The sequence below is a fragment of the Bacillus sp. T2.9-1 genome (genome assembly GCF_950097965.1).
GTDB lineage: Bacteria > Bacillota > Bacilli > Bacillales > Cytobacillaceae > Niallia > Niallia hominis.
The window spans coordinates 35,498-61,054 of the sequence record NZ_CATNHG010000141.1 but is presented as its reverse complement, the minus strand read 5'-3'; the positions used below and the strand labels follow the sequence as shown (position 1 = coordinate 61,054).

At 37.2% G+C, this 25,557-nt stretch carries 20 protein-coding genes and 1 riboswitch; of the genes, 8 read left to right on the top strand and 12 right to left on the bottom strand.

Annotation, left to right across the window (positions count from 1 at the left end):
• Positions 1-173: 173 nt before the first annotated feature.
• The 7 genes from QQZ16_RS20925 (at position 174) to hxlB (ending at position 7,750) form a co-directional block, all read left to right on the top strand.
• Positions 174-1,538: an MATE family efflux transporter gene (locus QQZ16_RS20925; RefSeq protein WP_284561751.1), complete on the top strand. Its 1,365-nt coding sequence runs from the start codon at positions 174-176 to the stop codon at positions 1,536-1,538.
• Positions 1,539-2,296: 758 nt separating this feature from the next.
• On the top strand, positions 2,297-3,082 hold the full coding sequence (locus QQZ16_RS20920; RefSeq protein ID WP_284561750.1) for a hypothetical protein: 786 nt from the start codon (positions 2,297-2,299) through the stop codon (positions 3,080-3,082).
• Complete coding sequence (locus tag QQZ16_RS20915) at positions 3,069-4,034, top strand: sugar kinase (RefSeq protein ID WP_031537670.1); 966 nt, start codon at positions 3,069-3,071, stop codon at positions 4,032-4,034. Before QQZ16_RS20920 ends, QQZ16_RS20915 begins: the two co-directional genes overlap by 14 nt.
• Complete coding sequence (locus QQZ16_RS20910; RefSeq protein WP_284561749.1) at positions 4,031-5,320, top strand: MFS transporter; 1,290 nt, start codon at positions 4,031-4,033, stop codon at positions 5,318-5,320. Before QQZ16_RS20915 ends, QQZ16_RS20910 begins: the two co-directional genes overlap by 4 nt.
• A 93-nt stretch (positions 5,321-5,413) precedes the next feature.
• Positions 5,414-6,418 (top strand): LacI family DNA-binding transcriptional regulator, encoded by a 1,005-nt coding sequence (locus tag QQZ16_RS20905; RefSeq protein WP_284561748.1) that lies wholly within the window; start codon positions 5,414-5,416, stop codon positions 6,416-6,418.
• A gap of 143 nt (positions 6,419-6,561) precedes the next feature.
• Positions 6,562-7,209 (top strand): 3-hexulose-6-phosphate synthase, encoded by a 648-nt coding sequence (gene hxlA / locus QQZ16_RS20900; RefSeq protein WP_031537665.1) that lies wholly within the window; start codon positions 6,562-6,564, stop codon positions 7,207-7,209.
• On the top strand, positions 7,202-7,750 hold the full coding sequence (hxlB, locus tag QQZ16_RS20895; protein WP_284561747.1) for a 6-phospho-3-hexuloisomerase: 549 nt from the start codon (positions 7,202-7,204) through the stop codon (positions 7,748-7,750). The genes hxlA and hxlB overlap by 8 nt, the downstream gene beginning before the upstream one ends.
• Positions 7,751-7,810: 60 nt before the next feature.
• On the opposite strand, the gene QQZ16_RS20890 is transcribed toward hxlB, so the two are convergent.
• Complete coding sequence (locus QQZ16_RS20890) at positions 7,811-8,767, bottom strand: LacI family DNA-binding transcriptional regulator (protein WP_251629004.1); 957 nt, start codon at positions 8,765-8,767, stop codon at positions 7,811-7,813.
• Between the two features lie 413 nt (positions 8,768-9,180).
• Between QQZ16_RS20890 and QQZ16_RS20885 the strand changes: the two genes are divergently transcribed.
• A complete protein-coding gene (locus QQZ16_RS20885; protein ID WP_284561746.1) occupies positions 9,181-10,950 on the top strand; it encodes a glycoside hydrolase family 13 protein in 1,770 nt (589 codons plus the stop codon).
• 469 nt (positions 10,951-11,419) lie between these two features.
• Here the strand turns inward: QQZ16_RS20885 and pgmB are convergent, their stop codons facing one another.
• The 11 genes from pgmB to tenA form a co-directional block, all read right to left on the bottom strand.
• Positions 11,420-12,079 carry a beta-phosphoglucomutase gene (pgmB, locus tag QQZ16_RS20880; protein WP_048717284.1) on the bottom strand — a complete coding sequence of 220 codons (660 nt, stop codon included), beginning with the start codon at positions 12,077-12,079 and terminating at the stop codon, positions 11,420-11,422.
• A gap of 113 nt (positions 12,080-12,192) precedes the next feature.
• Positions 12,193-14,469 carry a glycoside hydrolase family 65 protein gene (locus QQZ16_RS20875; protein WP_284561745.1) on the bottom strand — a complete coding sequence of 759 codons (2,277 nt, stop codon included), beginning with the start codon at positions 14,467-14,469 and terminating at the stop codon, positions 12,193-12,195.
• Positions 14,470-14,481: 12 nt separating this feature from the next.
• On the bottom strand, positions 14,482-15,354 hold the full coding sequence (locus tag QQZ16_RS20870) for a DUF1189 family protein (protein ID WP_284561744.1): 873 nt from the start codon (positions 15,352-15,354) through the stop codon (positions 14,482-14,484).
• A gap of 119 nt (positions 15,355-15,473) precedes the next feature.
• Positions 15,474-16,310, bottom strand: coding sequence for a sugar ABC transporter permease (locus QQZ16_RS20865; protein WP_284561743.1), 837 nt, complete (start codon positions 16,308-16,310; stop codon positions 15,474-15,476).
• 1 nt (position 16,311) lies between these two features.
• Positions 16,312-17,613: a sugar ABC transporter permease gene (locus QQZ16_RS20860; RefSeq protein ID WP_251628999.1), complete on the bottom strand. Its 1,302-nt coding sequence runs from the start codon at positions 17,611-17,613 to the stop codon at positions 16,312-16,314.
• 231 nt (positions 17,614-17,844) lie between these two features.
• Positions 17,845-19,101 carry an extracellular solute-binding protein gene (locus QQZ16_RS20855; RefSeq protein WP_284561742.1) on the bottom strand — a complete coding sequence of 419 codons (1,257 nt, stop codon included), beginning with the start codon at positions 19,099-19,101 and terminating at the stop codon, positions 17,845-17,847.
• 702 nt (positions 19,102-19,803) lie between these two features.
• Complete coding sequence (gene treP / locus QQZ16_RS20850; RefSeq protein ID WP_048718075.1) at positions 19,804-21,237, bottom strand: PTS system trehalose-specific EIIBC component; 1,434 nt, start codon at positions 21,235-21,237, stop codon at positions 19,804-19,806.
• Positions 21,238-21,511: 274 nt separating this feature from the next.
• A complete protein-coding gene (locus tag QQZ16_RS20845; protein ID WP_031540182.1) occupies positions 21,512-22,246 on the bottom strand; it encodes an energy-coupling factor transporter transmembrane component T family protein in 735 nt (244 codons plus the stop codon).
• Positions 22,212-23,828, bottom strand: coding sequence for an ABC transporter ATP-binding protein (locus tag QQZ16_RS20840; protein WP_035416772.1), 1,617 nt, complete (start codon positions 23,826-23,828; stop codon positions 22,212-22,214). The genes QQZ16_RS20845 and QQZ16_RS20840 overlap by 35 nt, the downstream gene beginning before the upstream one ends.
• Positions 23,806-24,402: an ECF transporter S component gene (locus QQZ16_RS20835; RefSeq protein WP_031540180.1), complete on the bottom strand. Its 597-nt coding sequence runs from the start codon at positions 24,400-24,402 to the stop codon at positions 23,806-23,808. The genes QQZ16_RS20840 and QQZ16_RS20835 overlap by 23 nt, the downstream gene beginning before the upstream one ends.
• Positions 24,399-25,085 carry a thiaminase II gene (tenA, locus tag QQZ16_RS20830; protein WP_031540179.1) on the bottom strand — a complete coding sequence of 229 codons (687 nt, stop codon included), beginning with the start codon at positions 25,083-25,085 and terminating at the stop codon, positions 24,399-24,401. Before tenA ends, QQZ16_RS20835 begins: the two co-directional genes overlap by 4 nt.
• A 140-nt stretch (positions 25,086-25,225) precedes the next feature.
• Positions 25,226-25,325: riboswitch (TPP riboswitch) on the bottom strand.
• Positions 25,326-25,557: the final 232 nt, after the last annotated feature.

The following is a 25,557-nucleotide window of genomic DNA, read 5'->3' as shown; positions in this document are numbered from 1 at the left end:
TAAATAATGGACTGATTCCATAAATTTAGGTTAAAAAGGCGTAACTATTATTTTATTCAAGATTTTTGAAAAATTCCCTAAAAAATTTATTGTATTTCCCTTTACTTTCTTCTAAATAAGCATAAAATGGTTCTTATGTTTGCAATTATTAAATGTAAAGGGGAGCTTAACTGTTGAGCGTTTCAACAACAAAAATACAAAATCAGTCTCTTTTTAATATATCTTGGCCATTGTTTATTGAACTTGCTTTACACATGGGGATGGGAGTTACCGCTACTTTAATGTTAAGCCATTATTCCGATGGCGCAGCAGCAGGGGTTGGGGTTGCCAATCAACTTCTTGGAATTTTTATCCTTGTCTTCAACGTAACATCTATCGCCGCTATGATTTTAATTGGACAAAAACTAGGAGCTAATGAGCTTAACAAAGCTAGAAGATTTGCCCGATCTGCAGTTGGTCTAAACTTCTGGTTTGGAATAATAATCGCAGCCCTCGTTGTTGTCTTCGGTGAACATTTATTACAACTTTTTGATATACGCGGTGAAGTATTAGAATACGGATTAATATTTGTTCGTATATGTGGTGCGTCCCTCTTCTTAGAATCTCTCTCACTTGCACTTAGTGCTGTATTAAGAAGCCACGGTTTTACAAAAGAATCCATGATTGTTAGTGTTTTAATGAATGTGATAAGCGTATTAGGTTATGCTATCAGTATTTTAGGCATTTTTGGTTTACCTATTACAGGTGTAATCGGAGTTTCCTGGACGATTGTTGTTGCTAGAGCATTTGCTGTTCTCGTCTTGCTTTATCTTGTTTATAAAAGAATTGCTTTAACTTTTTCAATAAAAGATTTTATTAAGGTTAATAAACAAGACATTCGTGATATGCTATATATTGGCATTCCTTCCGCTGGTGAAAATTTATCTTATCAATTTTCGCAGTTAATGATTACTGCAATCGTTGCATCATTTGGAGATGCTTCTTTAGCGGCAAGAGTATATATTAGTAATATCTCTATGATCTGCTACTTATTTACTTTGGCTATTGCTGAAGGTACTCAGCTTCTTGTTGCTCGCTATATTGGCGGAAAGCAATTTGACCGTGCCCTACAACGCGGAATCAAAACCCTTAGACTTGCAATGATGGTTTCATTAGTAGCAGCATTGGTAATGGCATTTATCGGTCAACCAATTTTAGAGCTATTTACAAACAACTATGAAATTATTGCCATCGGCTTGCCTATTTTATGGGCAGTTGTATTCACAGAACCTGGAAGAGCAATGAATATCGTATTAATGAGTTCCTTAAAATCTTCTGGAGACGTCCGTTTCCCTGTCATCATTGGCATTATTTCGATGTGGGGAATCGCCGTTACACTGAGCTATGCCTTAGGAATTACATTAGGATTAGGGTTACTCGGAGTTTGGCTTGCACAAGGAATGGATGAATGGTTCAGAGGCATATTCGCCTTTAGACGCTGGAAATCAAAGCCTTGGGAAAGAGTAAGGGTTAATCGCGCAATGAAGGAGCATGCATAATTCATTTTTTCATAAGAGGCTGGGACATAAACATTTCAGCTAACAATAAACACGAACGATTATGTGATAAGTCCGCATAATCGTTCGTGTTTTTATTTTAGAAAAGGGGTTAAAAATGAAATGAACTGGAGTGGAGGACGATCGACTCCTGCGGGAAATAGAGACGCTTTAGACCCCGCAGCGCAATGGAAGAGGGCACTGAAAAAGTCTAGTTCTCCAAATTAAATGAGGTTTATTTATTTGAAAGCAAATAATAAGTTGGTTTGGAGAGGTGTCCGCTCGACTCCTACGGGAGATGCGAGAAAGTCCGAGACCCTGCAGGAGCGTGAGCTGTGAAGCGGCTCGGCGCTCGCCCCGGTGAGTCGTGCGGTAAGCCTCGGAAAACAAAAGCCTACACTAAGTTAGAATGGTTTGGTAACTACCGATTCACCAGGTAATTCACTTTTTCAGTGGCCTCGCAATGGAACGACTTAAGTTTTTACACCTGACCATACTTAAAAACATAGATAACCATCTTGAGAAAGTGTCTTTATTTAAGAGCTAAATTAGAGATTGTTCGTCTTTAAAGATTAGTTATTTATTTTGTCCTAGCCTCTTTTTTGTTTTGCTATCAAATTAGTTATCCGCAAATCTTTCTCCTCCGACTTTTTCCCTAATTATTGAATTTTTTCAAATTAGGTATTGAAAAGCGCTTTCATACCGATTATAATACAACTAAACCGGTTTACTAAATCGTTTTATGCGAGGTGTAATGTTAAATGTCAGAAATATATATTCCTCTAAATTCTTTATTTGCTGAAAAAATAACAATGAAAGACCTACTTCAAGCTATTTCAATCGTTGGAAAATCAAAAGCATCTGGAATTGAAATTAGAAGAGAATTATTAAAGGAAAAGGAATTACTATCTATCTTACAAAATATACAACCCATTCTTCACAAAGCTAACTTAGCTACCGTTTACTCCGCTCCTGTTCCCGTTTGGAATAGCACAGGGTCAGTAAACGAACAGGCACTTCAAACTATCTTTGAAGAAAGTAACTGTATTTCAGCAAAATGGGTGAAGCTTCCCTTGGGTCATTATATAGAGGATAAGTCAGATTTCCAATCATTATGGCAGATTTTAAAGAACCATCCAAATGTCACTTTATTAGTAGAAAATGACCAAACGTTGGAAGGAGGAAAAATACAGCCACTAGCATCCTTTTTTGAAAACGCTTCTAAAATAGATATTCCAGTGAGCATGACATTTGATATCGGTAATTGGGCGTTTCAAAACGAAGATGCTTATGAAGCTTTTCAAATTTTCCAACCCTTTATTTTCTATCTTCATTTGAAGCATGTATGTAAAGAGGATAATCATTTTTTTACCGTGTCTTTACCAATTGAACAAGACGCTTATTGGCGACAGTTCGATCAATGGATTCCAGCCTCGATTCCGAGAGCATTAGAGTTTTCCTTAGAGAGATCTTTAGAGGAAATGAATAAATATATAGATATTGTTCAAACAAATCAAAGGAGGGAAAATTCACATGCAATCAATTGATGTTATTACCTTCGGTGAGGCAATGGCTATGTTTATTGCTGATTCTTGTGGCCCATTACATGAGATAAATCACTATACAATGGAACTTGCAGGAGCGGAAACAAATGTGGCAATAGGCTTAGCTAAATTAGGCTACCATGCAAGCTTTGTAAGTAAAGTAGGTGCAGATGCCTTCGGAAAATTTATAATGGAGAAATTACAGAAACATCATGTTCAAGTAGATCAAATCCTAACAGACACCCTTTTTCCAACAGGCTTTCAATTAAAATCACGTGTGACACAAGGGGATCCAGAAGTACAATACTTTCGAAAAGGTTCTGCTGCAAGCCATCTATCTATTTCAGACTTTAATGAGCGCTACTTCCAAAAGGCAAAACACTTGCATATGACAGGCATCCCATTAGCACTTTCTTCTGATACTAGAAATTTTGCCAAACATGCGTTAAGCTTTTTTAAAAACAACGCTAAAAAGGTCTCTTTTGATCCAAACCTAAGACCAAAGCTCTGGAAGACCGAAAAGGAAATGGTAGATACCATTAACTTCTTTGCTAAACAAGCCAACTATGTTTTACCAGGATTAGAAGAAGGCATCAAACTAACAGGCTTTGAAAAACCTAGCGATATCGCCTCCTACTACTTAGATGCTGGAGTGGAATTAGTGATTATCAAACTAGGTGAAAAGGGTGCCTACTATAAATCAGCAAAAGAAGAAGCCATAATCAATGGCTACCCGGTAGAAAAAATAGTCGATACCGTTGGAGCAGGTGACGGTTTTGCTGTTGGAGTAATAAGCGGTATATTAGAAAACCTTCCTGTAGAAGAGTCTGTTCAACGAGGAAATGCCATTGGAGCATTAGCCGTTCAATCGCTTGGTGATAATACTGGATATCCAGATAAGCAAGAACTCGTGCATTTTATAAACAATCAATCTCAAAGGAGTGTAAGAATATGAATACCCTTTCTAAAAAAAGATGGATTCGCCTTATCCCGATTGTTTTTATTACCTATAGCTTAGCTTATTTAGACAGAGCGAATTATAGCTTTGGAGCTGCTGGTGGCCTGGCTGAGGATCTAAATATTACAGCAGCTACCTCTTCCCTCCTTGGTGCATTATTCTTTTTAGGCTATTTCTTCTTTCAAATTCCAGGGGCTCATTACGCAGAGAATAAGAGTGCGAAAAAGCTCGTATTTTGGGCGCTAATTCTTTGGGGCTTCTTAGCAACTGCAACTGGTCTTATTTCAAATGTCAAAATATTATTCGTTATCCGCTTTAGCTTAGGCGTAGTGGAAAGTGCCGTTATGCCTGCTATGTTAGTATTTTTAAGTCATTGGTTTACAAAAGCAGAACGTTCTCGAGCAAATACCTTTTTAATTCTAGGAAATCCAGCAACTGTATTATGGATGAGCATCGTATCTGGCTATATTCTTGAATCCCTCGGTTGGAGATGGATGTTTATTTTAGAAGGCTTACCTGCCGTTATTTGGGCATTTCTATGGTGGAAACTAGTAAATGATCATCCAAAAGATGCAAAATGGCTTAACGAAGACGAAAAGGCTGCCATTAATCACGCCTTGTCAGAAGAACAAAAGGAACTGAAACCTGTAAAAGACTATCGCGAAGCATTTAAATCAAAGACTGTTATTCTTCTTAGTCTTCAATATGCACTTTGGAGCATCGGCGTATACGGCTTTGTTATGTGGCTTCCTACTATTATTAATTCAGCACCAAATGCAAGTATCGTAACAACTGGTTGGCTTGCATCGATTCCTTATGTGTTAGCATGTGTTCTTATGTTAGCGGTTTCCTATTTCTCTGATAAATATCAAAATCGCAAGCTATTTGTATATCCATTTCTCTTGATAGGAGCAATCTGCTTTTATGGCTCTTATTTAATTGGCACAAGCAATTTCTGGCTATCCTTTATTCTCCTTTCCATTGCTGGAGGAGCAATGTATGCCCCTTATGGTCCGTTCTTTGCCATTATTCCAGAAATACTTCCTAGAAATGTCTCTGGTGGTGCAATGGCTTTGATTAACAGTATGGGTGCACTAGGTTCTTTTGCTGGAGCATATATTGTTGGCTATTTAAATGATGTAACAGGCGGCTTTGGAGCTTCCTATAATTTCATGGCCATTGCCTTATTATTGTCGGCTATCTTAACAATCATTGCGACAAAAAAAGAAAAGAATGTGTTGGAAAAGAAACCAAAATTAACACAACGAGCCTTACATGACTAATTTTTAGGCGTTTTCCTCTTTCCCTTTCCATGTACGAATAGATTGTTTTATACTAGAACAAGAATCTATTAATGTAGTGAGAGAGGAAAACAAATGGCGAAAGTAACCATGGCAGATGTAGCAAAATATGCTGGTGTTTCCAAGAGCACCGTTTCCCAATATATCAATAAACGTTATGAGTACATGGGAGAAGACACAAGAGAAAAAATTAAGCTTGCAATTGAAGAGCTAGGATACCACCCTAATTATATCGCACGTAGCCTTAAACAAAAAAAGACTTCTATGATTGGGATTATTGTTGCTGATATTGTCCATCGTTTCTCAACCGAAATCTGCCGTTCCATTGAAGATTATTGCTTCGAGCATGACTATCAGGCGATAATTTGTAATGCTGACAATAATCCCACAAAGGAAAGAACGTATATAGAAACATTGCGTGCGAAACAGGTGGATGGTCTTATTATTTTTCCAACAGGGCAAAACACAGATATTTATGCAAAAATGATAGAAGAAGATTATCCAGTCGTATTTATGGATAGAGATATACCGGGAATAGAAGCACCCTTTATTCTTTCCACAAACGTTGATTCTAGCTTTCAAGCTATCCAGCTATTTTTGGAAAATGGACATACAAATATTGCTATTTTGACACAGCCATTAACTATTTCTACAAGAAAGGAAAGAATGGAGGGGTATAAAAAAGCTTTGCAAGCATACTCGATAGATATTTGTGAGGACTATATCATCAGCTCTGAAATAGAAAATGTGAAAACCGCATTGTCTAAGCTTTTTCAGAAGGAAAATCCACCAACTGCAATTTTAGCCGGAAACGATTTAGTGTTTTTAGAGACTTTAGCTTTTTTACAGGAAAATCACTTCCGTATTCCGGAAGATGTTTCCCTTATTGTATTTGATAATTTTCCTTTTGCCCATCTTTCCAATCCTCCCATGACCATCGTTGCACAGCCGGCTTTTGAAATGGGAAGAAAAGCAACCGAGGTACTTCTTAAAGAAATCAATAAGCAATCCTATCAAAAGGAAAAAATTATCTATCCATGTGAGTTGATTGTAAGACAATCATCGATCAAAAAGATTTAATAGTATTGGGGAATGGGGAGCGTTCCTTCAAGTTCTCATGATTGTTTGAATATTACGCTTCCCCGCCCTACAATCTAAATCATTAAAATTTTTTTCTTTTTGATAAATCGGTTTAGTAACAAAAGAAAGGACTGTTCATTCAAATGAAAATTCAATTGGCTTTAGATCGCTTAACAATTCCAGAAGCAATTCGCTTAACCAGTTTAGTAGAACCAGATATTGATTGGATCGAAGTAGGAACCTCTCTAATCAAAGAATTTGGTATGGAAAGTATTCGAGAAATGAAAAAGGTATTTCCACATAAAACCATTCTTGCTGACACGAAAACAATGGACAATGCTAAATATGAAGCGGAGATTAGCTTCACTGCTGGAGCAGATATTATCACTGTTATGGGAACTGCCCCAAAAGTAACCATTGAAACCTGCATAGAGATCGCTAAAATTTATCAAAAAAGAGTGATGATTGATTTATTAAACACGTCCAGTGAACAGCTAAAGTCACTTCTCACGATTGAAGATGCTATTTTTTGCTTACATATCAGTAAGGATGAACAAGAATTAAGTGGGAAAAATGAATGGAAAAATAGCCAGATTCTAGCCGCATATCCAACTTCTTCACACACAATCGCAGCGGCAGGAGGAATAACAATAGATTCTTTACCACAGCTTCTTGCAGATGGTATCGATATAGCTATCATTGGCTCTGCTATTACAAAAGCGGTCAACCCATCAGAAGCAGCAAGACAATTTAAACAACTAGCAAGAGGAGGCGTTTATATTAATGAGTAAGCTTACTGCTATTCAACAGGAAATCCAACTCGTTCTATCACAGGTTGATGAAAAATTATTAATAGAGGCAGCTGCTTTAATCAGAGGAAAAAAGAGGATTTTTGTTTTCGGAGAAGGTAGATCTGGTTTAATGGCCAAATCCTTTGCCATGCGATTAATGCATTTAGGTGCAACTGTGTACGTAGTGGGAGAGACCATTACCCCTTCTATCTCCAGTGAAGATATGTTAATTGCTATCTCTGGTTCTGGTAAAACAAAATCGGTCATATGGACGGCTGAAACAGCCCATAAACTAGGTTGTAGCGTTTTAGTCTTAACTACTGATCCTAGCTCCCCACTTGTGGGAGAAGCAACGGATACAATCTGTATTCCCGCAAGCACAAAATATCGAAAGGCAACAGAGGCGAAATCTATACAGCCTCTTGGTTCTTTGTTCGATCAATGTGCCCATATTGTTTTTGATGCTATTTGTCTAAACTTTGCTGAGATAAATGCGATTGGATTTGAGGAAGCCTTTAAGCGCCATAGTAATATGGAATAATAAATTTTCTCTTTTGAAAGAAGGAAGACTACATCCATTCTGCAGTCTTCCTTTTTTTCTCTAGGCATCAAGAACAGTCGATCCTCGAACTATAAGCTTCGGCTCAAAAATATGTTTGCCTTGATTTTTATTCCGTTCATTTATTTTTTTAAGGAGCATGCGGGCACAAGCTTCGCCCATTTCCATTAATGGCTGTTTGATCGTTGTGATAGTAGGAGAAGAAATTCTGTCTAAAAATACACCGTCAAATCCTGTTACAGCATAATCCTCTGGCACACTTTTTCCTGTCTTCTGTATTGCACGAATTACACCTGTAGCAATGCGATCAGAAGCGCAAACAAATCCAAACTGTCCCTGTTTCTTTCCTAAGAAATCAGATACTTTCGCCTCAGCCTCTCTTGAACTGTTTTTAACCCTTAAAATAGTTCCTTCTGTATTTATTTCGGCGAGTGCTTCCATAAATCCGGCCTCACGAAGCTGTTCAAAAGGTTCTTCCTCATCCATTCCAATAAAAACAAGCTGTTTATATCCTAATTCTAAAATATGTTTTGTCGTCACATAGGTACCTTTTTTATTGTCTACATCAACAAAGTCGTATCCATGCACATTCTCTCCGAATAAGACGACTGGAATTGTTAATTTACCAATAAAAGTATAATCTGATTCCCTCATCCCTGTGACGATAATTCCATCGCATTTTCCTATGTTAAGTGATGTCCTTGTTACAAGCTGCAAGGAATAGTGATTCTTGTCCAACTCTCGACTCATACCTGTTAATAAATTCATATAATAAGGTTCAACCGTGTCCATTTCCTCTAAAATTAATAATTTTATCACTTGTGTTCGATTATTAACCAATGCCCTCGCTGCATAATTAGGGACATACTTTAACTCCTGCATGGCTTGATATACTAGCTGCTTTAATTCGTCTGTCACTTGCTCTGGATGGTTTAATACTCTTGATACAGTCATTTTCGAGACATTTGCTTTCTTTGCCACATCTGAAAGTGTTGCCAAAGGAACTCCCCCAGTATTTATATAATTTATTCACACACAAATTGTAAGCGGTTAATCACTCTACCTATTATCATAATTATTCTATAACAAAAATTCTACCCATAAAGTAATACTTCCATCAGTATCTCGTTCTTCCATCCCTACAGAAATTCGTTCAACCATTCGAACACTTTACGGCCAGTCATCATCTATCCTCTACGAAATCTTCAAAGCTTGCACTTAACTTTGAGTGAGGAGAAATAACGATTGGGTAAATATCTAAACTTTTCTACAAATATGCTTGATAAAAACAGCGATTGGGTTGATAATAGAGGAGTGCAAACGTTTTCCTTTTATCTATTTATATTATAATTGTTTTTTGCTCGATACTCAACTTCAAAATATGCAAACGCTTGCGTAGAAAGGGAGATTCTATGTTAAAAGAAGCTATTTATCATCGACCAGGCAATAATTTTTCTTATATTTATAATGACGACACCGTACACATCCGCTTGCAAACAAAAAAAGCGGATATAGATTCTGTTCAGCTCATTTTTGGAGACCCTTACATTTTTGTTAATCAAGCATGGCAATATGAAAAGGCAGCAATGAAAAAAAGCGGAAGCACGGAGCTTTATGATTATTGGTTTATTGAAATAAAACCTGAATACCGACGCTTACGTTACGGATTTGAACTTTTATCTAATGGGGAAACACTGATTTATACCGAAAAGGGATTTTATGAAGAAGTTCCAACGGACGATACTGCCTATTATTTTTGTATTCCTTTTGTGCATAAAGAAGATTCCTTTAACGCTCCAGACTGGGTACAAGATACAGTTTGGTATCAAATTTTTCCAGAACGCTTTGCTAACGGCGACCCGGCTCTTAATCCCGCCGATACGTTAGAGTGGGGAAGCACAGAACCAACGCCAACTAATTTCTTTGGTGGTGACTTCCAAGGTGTTATTGATCATGTAGATTATCTTGTTGATTTAGGAGTTAACGGGGTTTATTTTACACCAATCTTTAAGGCATATTCCAATCACAAATATGATACGATCGACTATATGGAAATCGACCCACAATTTGGAGATAAACAAACGTTTCAAAAGATGGTAGATGTTCTCCATGAAAATGGCATTCGGATTATGTTAGATGCTGTCTTTAATCATAGTGGCTATTTCTTCCCTCAGTGGCAAGATGTCATGGAAAAAGCAGAAGAGTCTGCTTATAAGGATTGGTTCCATATTCGTGAATTCCCAATTCAAACTGCGCCAATTCCAAACTATGATACTTTTGCTTTTACCCCATTTATGCCAAAGCTAAACACAAGCCATCCAGAAGTAAAGGAATATTTACTAGAGGTTGGCCGTTATTGGGTAAGCGAATTCGGCATCGATGGTTGGAGGCTCGATGTAGCAAATGAGGTTGACCACCAATTCTGGAGAGAGTTCCGTACAGAAGTAAAAGCATTGAATCCAGATGCTTATATACTGGGAGAAATATGGCATGACTCCATGCCCTGGCTACAAGGAGACCAGTTTGATGCCGTAATGAATTATCCCTTTACAACAGGTGCTGTAAATTTCTTTGCGAAGGATGCGATTACGTCTGCAGCGTTTAAACATACAATTACCAACGTGCTTCATATGTATCCAAACAGCGTAAATGAAGTATCCTTTAATCTATTAGACAGTCATGATACGCCACGCATCTTGACGCTTGCCAATAATCGAAAGGATAGAGTAAAGCTACTTTATTTATTCCTTTTATCTTTCACAGGAACACCTTGTATCTACTATGGGGATGAAATAGGGATGGATGGCACACAGGATCCAGGATGCAGAAAATGTATGGTGTGGGAAAAAGAGAAGCAGGATCTTGATATGTTTGCCCATATACAAAAATTAATTAGCCTTCGTAAAAACCATCCTGCATTCGGTAACAAAGGGTCATTTGTCTTTTTGGAATCAGCTAATAATAAGATTGTGATGTACCAAAAAACATATAATGAAGAGCAGATTATTTTCTCTATTAATAATACAGATCAAGAGCAAACTTTTACGATTCCTGTACAAGATATCGATAATAAAAATGTTCACAATCTTTATCATGATAAAGAGATTATCTGGAGTTACGGAAAAGAACTAACTCTTTCTCCAGGTGAGTTTTCCATTTTGCAGTTTAAGACTTCTAATTAATTTATAAGTTTACTAGAGGCAGATATCGTAAAGCGAGACTTTGGAGTACTATTGGAAGTCTCGTTTTTTATTTTTCTCCTATGGAATTGCGGTTTTTCTGCTTTTTGCTGCTATTTTTGGTTTTCAATCCCTTTATGAACCCCACTTTTCCTGCCGATCCCTCTGCTGTTGGTTTTCATCCTCTTTATGAACACCATTTTTCCTGCCGATTCCACTATTTTTGGTTTTCATCCCCTTTATGAACGCCACTTTTCCTACTGCTTCCGCTATTTTTGGTTTTCACTCCCTTTATGAACCCCACTTTTCCCGATGCCCCCACCGCCTGTGGCTTTCATCCATCTTATGAACGCCACTTTTCCCCGATGCCTCCACCACTTTTGGCTTTCATCCGTCCCCTTTATGAACCACTATCACACCAAAAACAAAAAAGGAACAGAGCGCATCATACGCTCCATTCTCCTGTCCCCTATTATTCAGCTAACTTTTCCTTTAATCGTGCAAGAGTAATTTCTGCAGTACTGCCTACTTGCCAATCTGCTAATTTCATCCGTTCAGGTGTTCCAACACCAACCGCAAACATATTTGCTCCCTTTATTGCCTGAATGCCTGCTTCGGCATCCTCCACACCAACACATTCATTTACTTGTAACTGCAATTGCTCTGCTGCTTTTACAAAGATCTCAGGATTAGGCTTTCCTTTTTTTAAAGTGCCAGGGTCTACAATGGTATCAAAGAAAGACGTTACTTCTAATCTATCTAAAATTACTGGTCCATTTTTGCTTGCCGACGCAAGACCAATTTTCAAACCTGCTTCTTTACATTCTGTCAAAAACGCTTCAATCCCTGGCAATAAATCATTAGGGGTAATTTCTTTTATTAGTTCTTGATAATACGTATTTTTATCATGCGCCAGCTCTTCCACATGTGCTTTGGAGAATTGCTCACGTATTCTGCCATAATCCAATATTTTATAAAGCGAGTCCATTCGACTAACACCTTTTAACTCTTCATTAAACTCGCGATTAAACGGAACGCCAATTGCTTCAGCTGTCTTCTTCCATGCTAAATAGTGGTACTCTGCTGTATCTGTAATAACTCCATCTAAATCAAAAATTATACCTTTTAACAAACTGTATCCCTCCCTATTTAAAAAGGAGCCCTGCTTTCATTCCATTCTAATGCTTGCCTTTCCTCATATAGCATTAAAATGATAATTAATCAGTGCTCCTTTCCTTCTACTATTTATTTCTTTCCAACAAACTCTTTTTCTAATAAAATAGCTTTACCATATAACTGAATTTCTAGTGGGTTTCCAGATAGAAGCTCTAATTTTACATCAACAGAAGTGGTTGTTACTTTAATCAATCGATTACGATAATTGATTGTAAAGGAGTAACTATTCCAACCCTTAGGAACAAATGGCGCAAAGGAAAGAGTCCCTGTTGCTGTGCGCATCCCGGCAAATCCTTGTACGATAGCTAGCCAGCTTCCAGACATACTAGTAATATGCAGCCCATCTTCTGTATCATTATTATAATTATCTAAGTCTAATCTAGCCGTACGTTGATACATTTCATATGCCTTTTCCTCTAGCCCAATTTCTGCTGCTAAAATAGAATGAACACATGGTGATAGACTTGATTCATGCACCGTCATTGGTTCATAAAAGTCAAAATTGCGCTTTTTCTCTTCTAAGCTAAATTCATGATTTAAGAAATACAATCCCTGTAAAACATCAGCCTGTTTAATGAAACAGGAGCGCAATATTTTATCCCAAGACCAATTTTGATTAAGCGGTCTTTCTTCTTTTAATAAGGTATCCACTGGACGAAGATCCTTGTCTAGGAACGTGTCATGCTGGACAAAGATACCTAATTCTTCATCTACAGGGAAATACATCTTATCGATAATTTCCTGCCATTTAACTAACTCACTTTTTCCAATGTTTAAGTCTGCCTTTCTTTGCGGAGCAGCTTTTTCAAGTAATGCTAATGTGTATCTAAGTGTCCAAGTTGCAATCTTATTTGTATACCAATTGTTATTTACATTATTCTCATATTCATTTGGTCCTGTTACCCCATGCATCATGTATTGATCATTCTTTTTCGAATAGTGTACACGATCTGCCCAAAAGCGGCTGATTCCTACTAACACATCTAATCCTTCATTTAATGCATAGGTTTCATCCCCTGTATATGTTGCATAATTAAAAATGGCATGCGCAATCGCCCCATTACGGTGTATTTCTTCAAATGTAATTTCCCATTCATTATGGCACTCTACACCAGTGAAAGTTACCATTGGATATAATGCCCCTTTAAGCCCTTGCTGTTTCGCATTATGTTCTGCGCCAGGAAGCTGTTGATGTCGATAACGCAACAACTGTTCTGTTACTTTAGGCTCTGCAACCGCTAAATACATCGGCACAATATATGCTTCTGTATCCCAATAAGTGGCCCCTCCATACTTTTCTCCTGTAAAGCCTTTTGGTCCTACATTCAGGCGAGCGTCCTCCCCATAGTAAGTAGAGAATAATTGAAAAATATTAAAACGTATTCCTTGCTGTGCTTCTTCGTCTCCCTCAATTTGAACATCTGCCTTTTCCCAACGTGCTGCCCATGCGGCAATATGCTCTTCTTTTAAAGCAGTATATCCTTTTTCCTTCGCTTGCTTTGCTAGCCTATCGGAAACTGTTGCCAATCTTTCTTCTTCCCAATCACGAGAGGTAGTGACCGCCACATACTTCTGAAGCTGGATTGTTTCCCCCTGTTTAAGCTTATTATTGTAAGCATTGGCAACATACATTGGCTTTTCATTATAAGAAGTTACTTCAAGGTGGTTAATTGTATTGATCATGGAAGCAGATACCGCAAATCTTGGCGTTCCAAACGGATTATCAACCGTTTTCATTATTAGGTTCCCTGAATTAGCCTCTACTTTTCTGACAATCTCTCCCCAGAATTTCTCATCATAGTTGGAATCTTCATTTGTAACATCACCATCTAAAAACGGAACTAATTCGATCTTATGCACTCCCGTGAGTGCTGTTACCTTTATATCTATTGCACAAATTTCTTTAGCAACAATACTTAAAAAACGCTCAAACTCAAACTGAATGCGATTTTCTCCTTTTTGAAGGATGAAGCTTCTTTTCACAATTCCTTCCTTCATATCTAACTCAAGGTGGAAATCAGTGATGTTTTCCTTGTATAAATCTACTTTTGCACCGTCCACATAGATGTCAACACCAATGAAATTTAGCGCATTAATCACTTTACCAAAATATTGAGGATATCCATTTTTCCACCAGCCGACTCTTGTTTTATCGGGGAACCATACACCAGCAATATACGTACCTTGATGGAAATCCCCTGAATAGCCTTCTTCAAAATTGCCGCGCATCCCCATATATCCGTTTCCAATGGAGGTTAGACTTTCCTGCAATCGCTTTTCTTTTTTTTCCAACTTATTTGATATTAGCTTCCAGCTGTTTATTTCGAAAAGGCGCTTATTCGACATAATCTTCTCTCCCTATGCTTTATCTGAATCTACCTTTAATCCTTTTTCCTTAAAACCTGTTCTAAAAAATGCAAATGCAATCAATAATACCGTTCCAAGTCCTTGAATCATGATTAATGTCGCAACATCAAATTGAATGAATCCATAAATCACTGCTAAAATGGTTGGTAAACCTGCTGCGTTAAGGACAATGTTCGCTGCCTCCCTAAAGGTTCTTATATCCGTAATATTGGATTTCTTTGTTAGCCATAATACAAGTGACATAAATAGAAATTGCAGCACATTCATCGCTATATATAAACCAGCTAGTAATAATAACAGGATTGGCAGAAGAAAGGCTTTGTTCTGCACATACCATAAAGTTCCGATATATTGCAGGACATCTTCCTTGCTTTCTATTTTAAAAGGATATTTTTCCTCATTTGTTGGATAATACAATTGAAATCCGAATCCATTATCTTCTGCAATTACTGCATAGTCTTCTTTAAAAACAACGGCATTGGCATATCCTTTTATACCAAATGTCTGATCTTCCCCAGTCATCTCATATTTATTATCTTTGTCAATTGCAATAACATTTCCATCTGTTTCTTCTGCATATTGATTCTCTACTCCCATTAATTTCCCGTCTTTCACTTGCTTAGAGGACAACGCTTCTACAAAATCGTCTGTTATTAGTTCAGCTGTCCGAGGAAATAAAAACTCAAATGGGAAGGTAGTTAATTTAGCCATTTGAATAGAGGTTGGCATCATCATGCATGCAATTAAGAAAATAAAAAGGAAGATCATTTTTGGCCATGTTAATAGATTCTTACCCTTAAATACATTTGTCGGTGTAATAATAGACTTAAAATATTGCATCAAAAATGGTTCCGATTTCTTCATTGTACTCCCACTCTCTTACTTTAAAATTCTTCGTTGTTTCTTAATATGCTATATTTTCCGGGGTATCGCACCACCCACTGGTTTTTAACAGACACCCCAGAAATAATAGTTTCTAATTTTTATCCTTTTGAACCACCGCTAGTTAACCCAGATACAAAGTTCTTTTGCAGGAAGAAGAACAAGACAACAATTGGTAATGCCGCAAGAACGGCTCCTGCCGCAAATAGTGCTACCTTTTGTTCACGCGGGTTGGAAATTAATGTTTGCAGTCCAACTGCCAATGTTAATAATTCGTTGGAGCGCAATAAGAACTTTGATAATAAGAAATCATTAAATGGTGTCATAAATGCCCATAAAGCTTGAACTGCAAGCATGGGACGCACTAATGGCAAATTAATTTGGACAAAAATTCTCAAATGACCTGCTCCATCAATACGTGCACTTTCGTCAAATTCACGTGGAATTGTATCAAAGTATCCCTTCATTAACCATACGTTCATTGGTATTCCACCGCCGATATAGATTAATGATAATAGCCAATAAGAATCGATTGCTCCAAGTACTGTTGCTAGTACGTAGTAAGCAGTTAATGCTGCCATTGTTGGAACCATTTGAATAACTAAGAAGAAAATTAAGCTATATTTTCTTCCTACAAAGCGATAACGACTGAATACATATCCAGAAAGAGTTACCAATGTTACTTGCACAATCATAACTGCGACTGCGATGATAATCGTATTTTTATACCAGCTTAAATAATTGGTTTCGCTGAAAAGCCGTTGGAAATTATCTAGTCCCCAGTTTGCATCTAATTTCAACGTAAACGCCGCCATATTGGTTGCTTGAAAAGCACTTGATGCTGTGACCAATAATGGGTAAATGATTATTATTGATAGGATTCCGAGAAAACCATACGTCAATATTCTATTTATTAGTCGCGATGCTTTCATACTCATCCTACATCATCTCCTCATTGCCAAAAGCATTAGTTTTCTTAAACGTTATGAGTGATACCGCAATAACGATTGCAGATATAATCAGCGTTACCGCTGCTGCAACAGCATATTGTGGTGCTTGACCGGTCGTAAGCTTATATATCCAAGAAATGAGAATATCTGTTGATCCTGCATTCCAGCCAATACTTCCCGGACCACCTTCATTGAATAAGTAGATGATAGAGAAGTTGTTAAAGTTAAATGTATATTGTGTAATCATAACAGGTGCTGTAGCAAATAAAATCATCGGTAATGTTATGCTTCGGAATTGTTGCAAAGCACTTGCCCCATCAAGGTTTGCTGCTTCATATAAATCATCCGAGATGGATTGCAGCACTCCTGTTACCATGACAAAGATATAGGGGAAGCCAAGCCAGCCTTGAATCATAATAAGTGCTGTCTTTGTCCAAGCTGCATCTGTTTTCCAAGAAATTGCTGGGATATCAATGAGCGGAAGATGATTAATCAACGGAATTACTTGTGCGTTAATTGCACCGATACTGTCATTGAACATATTAGAGAATCCCATGATAGAAATAAATGCTGGTACTGCCCATGGTAATAAGAATAGAATCCGGAAAAATGATTTTCCTTTTACATGTTTTTGATGTAATACAACTGCAGCAACGACTCCAAGAACAATTTGTAAAGTTGTTGCTCCAAATGTCCAAATCAATGTCCATACTAGAATTTTCATAAATGTTGCTCGATAAGAACTTAAAAAGAATATATTTGTAAAGTTCTCAAATCCAATCCAATCAATTAGCTTAAATGGTGGGATATGCTGAAAATCGTAATTTGTGAAAGCGATAAATAATGTAACTAATACTGGGAAAATAATGATAAAAGCCATTAATATATAGGATGGGAATGTAAAGATATAAGGGAATCCTTGCTCCCAAAGATTTTTCAAAATATCAAGTGTCTTTGTATTAATCTTTTCCCCTCTGTCTCTTAAAGCTCCAATTTTGCGAGCATCAAGGATATTCAAAATATAGAAGAATAAAAAGATAACGGATAAAATTAATTGCAATGTTCCTTTAATCATTAGGAATAACGAGTGATCATCACGAGGTATGCTTCCTAATGTAATTAGTCCTTCTAAAGCCTGAAATCCAGTAAGTGCCATCTCTATAGCAAACACTAAAAAGAGAGCAAAGAAGATTATTCCTTTAAATGCTTGTTTATTATAAAACTGCCCTAATCCAGGAATAATGGATAACAGGGATGCTTTCTGTTTATGGTTTGCTTCATTTTTACTCATTATGGGCTATCCCCTTTCTTTAAATTGCATATTGTTGCATAAATGGTAATTTATTGATTTACCAAAAGAAATCATCACTCGACCAACTTTTTTTGATAAACCAATTCGCTTTTGAAAGCTTTTTCAATGCAAACGATTGCGTTAAGGAAAGAAGAAATTTCTAATTATCTGCTATGATAATTAGAAATTTCCACCGAAGGGAGCTAAATGCCACCTTCCTCTTTTCATAACTTATTTGTATTTTTGTTCAATTGATTCTTTAATATTTTTCACTGTATCTTCTGCAGATTGTTCAGGTGTTTTTGCACCAGAAACTGCATCAAACATTAGATATTGTCCGCCGTCCCACACTTCAGCCATTTGTTGAATATTAGGCATTGGAGAAGCGTTTTCAAAGTTTGCAATAACAGCCTGTGCTAATTCGTTATCTGCTGGAACTGCTTCACGTGCGATTGTGTTTGCAGGTATTTCGTTTGTTGCTTCAAAGAATTTTGTTGAATTATCAGCATTACCAACATACTCTAACCATTTAGCAGCTAATTCTGGATTTTGAGCATATGAAGAAGCTACCCAAGCTTTTCCTCCACCAAATGCAGCGAATTTTTCACCATTTGGTAATGTAGGAATTGCACCAACACCATAGTTTACACCAGCATCTTTATAAGTAGATGCCATCCAAGGACCATCAATAATTACAGCTGTTTTCCCTGTAGTAAACATTTCTGTAATAAAGTCACCAGAACCAGTTACATCTTGCATACCTTTTGGCCATTGATCATACCAAGTTTTTGCATACTTAATCGCATCAATTGTACCTTCATTATTTAAACCGATATCAGTTGGATCTGTTCCTTCGCTTCCAAATGCATATCCACCATATCCAGCAACTAATCCATAGCTAAAATAGAAGTCTGTCCATTTTGCTAAGAATGCAGTGTTCTTGCCTGACTCAGATGCGAATGCATATTTGCTGTCTTTTGTTAATGCTTCTACCTCTGAGAAATCTTTTGGCATTTCGCTAATTAAATCTTTATTATAAAAACCTACTAAAGTTTCGATAACAAATGGTGTACCATATTGTTTTCCTTCAAACGTTACTAGCTTTGATTCTGTATCTGTAATTCCTTCTGGCTGTGTTGTCACTTCAGCTAAATGACCTTGGCTACCCATTGAACCAACACGGTCATAAGGAGCGATAAATACATCTGGACCAGTTCCGGCAGGACCATCTAATGCTAAAGCATCTGCTTGATCTGTCATTGCCATTACTACTACTTTTACTTCTGCATTATTTTCAGATTCGAAATCACCTTTAATGCTTTCAATATATTCTTTATACCCATCGCCATCAACTGACACGGTTAATGTTTGTTTTCCGTCAGTAGATTCGCCTTTTGAACTATCTTTTGTATCATTGCCGCAAGCGGTTAAAGCGAATGCAGTAAGTAATGCTACTCCTGACATTAATAGTTTTTTATAACTTTTCATGAAATTTTCCCTCCTTGTTTATCTCACATTCTCATTGTAAATTTGAAAACGTTTTAATGCAATCGCTTTCTCAGTGTTACCGATAACAGAATGTAACACGCAAACACATCAATGCATAGATTCCGTTAATGTTGGGTAAATATACGTAAAAATGCGTATTTTCTATGGTTTAACCGTTATTTGGGATTAGTGGTGATTGGATGGGGTTCCTTTTTCTGTTACTTCCACGGCTTTCTTTTCCTACTTTCTGGCTCAGAGACGGGCTCTCTGTTACCTTTTCGTCTTTCTTTTCCTGTTTTCGGGCTCAGAGACGGGCTCTCTGTTACCTTTTCGTCTTTCTTTTCCTGTTTTCGGGCTCAGAGACGGGCTCTCTGTTACCTTTTCGCCTTTCTTTTCCTGTTTTCGGGCTCAGAGACGGGCTCTCTGTTACCTTTCCGCCTTTCTTTTCCTGTTTTCGGGCTCAGAGACGGGCTCTCTGTTACCTTTCCGCCTTTCTTTTCCTGTTTTCGGGCTCAGAGACGGGCTCTCTGTTACCTTTTCGTCTTTCTTTTCCTGTTTTCGGGCTCAGAGACGGGCTCTCTGTTACCTTTTCGTCTTTCTTTTCCTACTAACAGGCGCAGAGAGCATCCACTTTCACTTGAAAACAAAAAACCAAAACTATTCCTCTTTAAGGGAATAATTTTGGCTCTTATTAATAAAGGTTTATCCTTTTACTCTTTTTAACGAAACTTTCCCCATATTAAGTTTAGAGAAAATGATTGTTAGAATAATTGGTATTACAATTGCAACAACCATCGCGATTGCGAAGGTAACCATATATTTCGGTTGAATTGATAGAAATCCTGGTATTCCACCTACTCCAATAGAGTTTGCCATTACACCTGATCCAACAGAGATAATGGCGGCAAATAAAGACCCAATCATTGCGGCTAGAAATGGGAAGCCGTATTTTAAGTTTATACCAAACATGGCAGGCTCTGTTACTCCTAAGTAACAAGAGATTGTTGCTGGAATGGATACTTGTTTTTCTTCTTCGTCTTTTCTATTTAAATAAATCATCGCAAGTACCGCTGATCCTTGTGCAATATTGGATAATGCAATCATTGGCCATAGATTTGTTCCACCAAATTCACTCATTAATTGTAAATCAATTGCATTCGTCATATGATGTAATCCTGTAATGACAAGTGGTGCATAAGCAAAACCAAATACTGCTGCAAATAACCAGCCTAAAGTAGAGGTTAATCCAGAGTATACAACATCTGAAATGACTGAACCTATCTTCCATCCGATTGGACCTAGTACGGTATGGGCAATTAAAACAGTAGGCACTAATGCAAAGAATGGTACAACAATCATCGAAATGGCATTTGGCACTATTTTACGCAAACGTAACTCTAGGAAAGAAAGTAATAAACCCGCTAAAATAGCTGGAATCACTTGCGCTTGATAACCAATCATGTCAACTTGAGCAAAACCAAAATCCCAAAATGGAATTTCTTCTGCAGAAGCTACCGAATAAGCATTTAATAATTGCGGGGATACTAATGTAATCCCTAATACAATCCCAAGAATTGGAGTAGCTCCCATTTTTCTTGCCACTGCCCACGTAATCCCTACAGGCAGGAAGTGAAATATTGCTTCCCCTATTAACCATAAGAAACTATTTGTTCCCGCCCAAAATTGTGAAACCTCTACTAAAGTTTTTGTTCCGTCTTCTACTAATTTGATTTCTCCAATTACGTTTCGGAAACCAAGAATTAATCCCCCAACTACGATAGCTGGGATTAGAGGGGTAAAAATATCCGCTAAATGGGCTATCATTCTTTGCAGAAAGTTCATGTTTTGTTTTGCCGCTACTTTTGCCTCATCCTTTGATGTATCACTCACTCCTGCAATAGCAATAAATTCATTGTAAAAAGATGAGACTTCATTTCCGATAATGACCTGAAACTGCCCTGCTTGCGTAAATGTTCCCTTTACAAGCTTTATTTTTTCAATGCTGTCTATATCAGCCTTAGATGAATCGTTTAAAACAAAGCGCATTCTTGTTGCACAATGTGTCACAACAGAAATGTTTTCGCTTCCACCAACGTGTTCAAGAAGTTCTTTTGCCTGTTCTGTGTATTTCCCCATCATTCTTTCCTCCTTTTTTCCTTTTCTCCCATGTATTTATCAATCATTTATAATTCCTATTGCATACCTAAAACCTGTATATACAAGTTTTTGATTACGTTTTCATTATAGTTGTATATACAGGAGGTGTCAATATAATAAAAAATAAATATTTTGAAACAGAAAAAGATAGGAAACTAGTGCGCAAAAAAAAACAGACCTCTACAATTTATTCCCTACAAAAAGATAAAATGCTATTGTAATAAATAAATGTATAGATCTGCTTATTTATAACTCACAGTAATAGTGCCAGAGAAATTCCCACAATTAACATCACACTAATATAAAGATAATCATATAAAGTGATAAACGTTTTTTGAAAATACGTTCGATCCCTTTCCCCTGTAAATCCTCTTACCTCCATCGCCATTGCCATTTGCTCTGAACGACGTATAGCTTGTGTCAACAAAGGAACCGCATAACGGAAGAAGGCTTTCCATGTTCCGCTATGTTTATACCCTCGAACCCGATGTGCTTCTTTCAATTGTGCTAAATCAGATTGAAACATGGGAATACAGCGAAATCCTGCCAGCATTCCATATGCCCATTTCGGAGACAATTTCCATTGATGGATAAGACTCATCATTAATTCATATAAATTAGTCGTTGTAGTAAAAAGCAGGCCAATTGTAACGAAGGCAAGCATGCGCATAGAAATAAGGAAGCCACTTCTTATACTTTCTTCTGTTACTTGAAACCATGCCCACTTCCAAACAACTGTTTCTCCTTTTCCAAATGCTGCCAACATCCAAAATGTAAGTACAAAAAAGACGGAATAAGGAAGAAGCACTTTAACAAGAAATTTCCCCTTCCATCCTCCTAGCATTAAACCAAGTAACATCACATATATCCAGATTGCTAATGTAGAAAATGCGCTTTGAATCGTCATTAAGATAACCATTAACAAAATATGTGTCATTAATTTTATCGCTGGATTAAGATGTGATAGGTAAGACTCGTTGCTTTTGATTGTCTCCAGCCTCCTTTAAATCTGCGATTAATTGATAATGAAGAGGAGGTACAACAGCTAGCTCTTTACAAAGCTCTTGATTGGAAAAAAGAAGATATGGATGGTCAGAAAAAGCAATATTCTTCTGATGTAGGACTACAACCTTATCTGCATATTGATCGACAATATCCATATCATGTGTAACCATTATAATAGAAGTTCCTTCCTTCTTTCTTTTTTCAAGAACCTGTAATAAATCATGAGAAGATTTCGCATCTTGCCCAAAGGTAGGTTCATCTAATAAAAGAATATCTTGATCTAATAACAGCATGGTCGCTACACTCAATCTTCTTTTCTGTCCAAAGCTAAGGCTAAAAGGATGCTGATTTTGAAATGGCTCTAAACCAAATTCCTTCAAAAGCTCTATAGTTCGCTGATTAATATCCGCTTCCTTCCATTGATACTGCATACCAGAAAACGAAATTTCATCAAAGACCGTTTGATTAATAAATTGAAGCTCCGGATTTTGGAATACAAAGCCTAAGTGCTGATATAAGTCTCTTTCTCTCCACTTTTTCAAAGCCTTTCCATGAAAGTGAATATCTCCCTTTTTGCTCTTTTTCAAATGAGCAAGGATCTTTAAGAAAGTACTTTTACCTGCCCCATTGTTCCCAATTACCGCAATCCATTCTCCTTTATTCACGGTTAAATCTATGTTTTCTAGAATGGTTTCTTTATTATAAGCAGCTTCTAAATGCTTCACTTCAAGAAGCGGATCGTCAAGCCCTCCAGACTTTTCTATGCCATTTTGGCTTTCATACTTATTGATTAGTTCTAATCTCCTTGGATGACTTTCATTTTGAATGAATTCCTCCCACTTACAAGGGTAGACTTGGGGAATCCAAATTCCAGCTTCTCGCATCTCCTCTTTGTACTGTCTAAGGACCATTTCAGGTTTCCCATCAGCAATTATCTGCCCATTTTTATTCAAGAGAATAACACGATCCATCCATTCTATACATCCATCTAAAACATGTTCGACCATCACCATCGTTTGACCAGTTCTAGCTGCTGTATTTTTTATCACTTCAAAAACTTCTTTTCTGCCAGAAGGATCAAGCTGCGCAGTGGGTTCATCCAAAAAGAGTACTTCTGGCTCTAATGCTAATAGACAAGCTAGCGCTAACCGTTGCTTCATTCCTCCTGAAAGGTTTGCAATAGGGGTATGTGGCTCTATCATTAATCCTACTGTTTCAAGCACCTCAAAGATTATCCCATCCATTTGTTCCCTAGGCACTTTTCTATTTTCCAAACTAAAGGCAATTTCTTCATCTACATGTTGCATACAAAACTGTGTATCAGGATTTTGGAAAAGGACACCTGCCCTTTTCCTTCTAATTACTTCTCCTGACACATAGGCTTCTATATGTTCCGGAATAATGCCAGCTAAAACAGATATAATAGTAGATTTCCCACTGCCACTCGGACCGAGAATTAATACCTTTTCTCCTTGATTAATATGCAGTGTAACTTTTTTGAGGACAGGCTCCTTGTCCTCAAAAAAGCGCACAGATAGATGATTACATCCTAACAATGAACTCATCATTATTCTCCTTCTTCCGATTCGATCTACAAATAGCATATCCATTCAGGACACCTGTTTTACCAAGCCCCTCCACAATTGCTTTGGCTAATAATCCTCCTAAAAGAAGACCACTAATTACCTGTATAATAAAGGTTAGAATGAGTGTCGTCGTCGTATAATAGGAAAAACCATTCGCAATAATGCTATATAACATGCTTCCACAAGCTGCGAGTGCCCCTGACAGCATTAAGACTGAAACATGGTATTTTTTATAGCGGAAGACTGCAAAAGCTATTTCCGCTCCAATTCCTTGAAATACGCCTATTAATAATGCGGATAAACCAAAATGGCTGCCAATTAAAAGCTCTACTGATGCTGCAACTACTTCTGCTATTAAGGCCGCACCTGGTTTCTGTATAATATAGGCAACGATTGGACTCGCAATAACCCATATTCCGAACATAAAGTTAGCTCCAACTGGCCCGACAAGTGCGGAAATTGGGAGCCATAAAGTGGACCATCCCATATAAAGAACCCCACATGCTACGGCAATTACAACTAATAAGACTACCTCTTTAATTTTCCAGTTCATACAATCACCTCAAAGGTTTTCACTGGCCACTCTTCTAGATGATAAGCCATATCCCAAAACTTATATTCTAGTTGACAGCTTAATAGAAAATACTCCATTAGCTTGCCTTTCTGTTCTTCATTAAGCGTTTCAGCAAGTTCATCTAATCGCTGACAAAGAGGTGTTGTGACAGTCATAGGACCATCACCATAGAAATGGATCCAGTCATAAAAAGGATGGGTACTATCTGGATTTACCTTTTCTAAAAGCCTTTTCCCGATTTCTACATAAGTCCATGGACAAGGCAAAAGAGCTGCTATAATATCCGCTATGCCGCCTTGATGGGCAACCGTTAGCATATGTCGGATATAATGGTGAGCAGAAGGAGCTACCGGAAACCCTTGTAGGTCCTCGTATTTAACACCTGCTACTTCACAAAAATTATTATGCGGATGTGTTTCACTATGTAGCACAAAGGAAATTTGGTTATTAAATAGCTCTATATCCTTTCTGTTCGTGCTTTTTGAAATCGCCAATCCGTAAATCTTCATAAAGGCATTTAAATATTCAAAGTCTTGTTTCACATAATGAATGAGCTGTTCTTTCTTTAAATCCCCCTTGCCAATCCCTTGAACAAATGGATGTTCAAAAATTGCCTGAAAGATTGGTTCAGCTTGCTTGCGTAATTCTTGTGAAAAACTCACTTGATTTCCTCCTTCTTTTGGTCCTAGAAGACCTACATTAAGATTTTTAATGAAAAGGAAAACATGGAGCAACTTTGCAATGCTAAAAAGCCACTCCAAAAAATGGAGTGGCTTTATCATGAATAAAATAACAGTATTATTCTAGGCCGACTCCACTTTCCTACGCTAGTATGAACTAGATCAGGTTCAAAGGGTCCAAGTATTCTTGTCTCAGCCAAAAAGGCTCCCCCAGTGGATTTTCCTATTCAATTACTTAATACATTACCTAAAACCTCTAATTTTTGTCAATCATTTTCCCTTCATTCTTTTTTAATTATTCTGCTTACCTCATTTGTTAAAAGGGTATATTTTTAAAGTAACTTCTAATATGTGGCTGGGAATTCCTATTATTGAAGAACTTTCACAAAATAGACATATTCATGTGATGTTTTTCACATAATTTAAGTATATAATCACTATATAAACAGTAATA